Below are 308 nucleotides of genomic sequence, written 5' to 3'. Positions count from 1 at the left end.
GTGGGTGCTGAACGCTACCGACGGTGTGCACATTCATGCTGAGGGCGAGAGCAAGCTGGTGGAAGAGTTCATCATGGAGTTGTCCGACAACGCCCCGGCCGCCGCTAAGGGGGAGGAAATCGATATCAAGGAAGTGCCGCTTGAGGACTTCGACTCCTTTGAGATCCGCTTCTCTGATGACGATGAGGTGGCTGAGACTACGATGGTCTCGCCCGACCTTGCCACCTGCGACGATTGCGTGGCGGAGCTGTTCTTGGCGAACGACCGCCGCTATCGTTACCCCTTCATCAACTGCACGAACTGCGGGC

Annotated in this window: 1 protein-coding gene; it reads left to right on the top strand. The window is 58.8% G+C overall.

The window, feature by feature from the left end; genetic code table 11:
* Positions 1–308, top strand: a 308-nt coding sequence (locus tag PZH32_RS12560; RefSeq protein WP_275208580.1) for an acylphosphatase, incomplete at both ends; no start/stop codon positions are given.

Origin of the sequence: Adlercreutzia equolifaciens, assembly GCF_029076695.1 — a bacterium.
GTDB classification, from domain to species: domain Bacteria; phylum Actinomycetota; class Coriobacteriia; order Coriobacteriales; family Eggerthellaceae; genus Adlercreutzia; species Adlercreutzia equolifaciens_A.
Note: the sequence above shows the minus strand (reverse complement) of the source record. Positions and strands in the feature narration are given on the sequence as shown.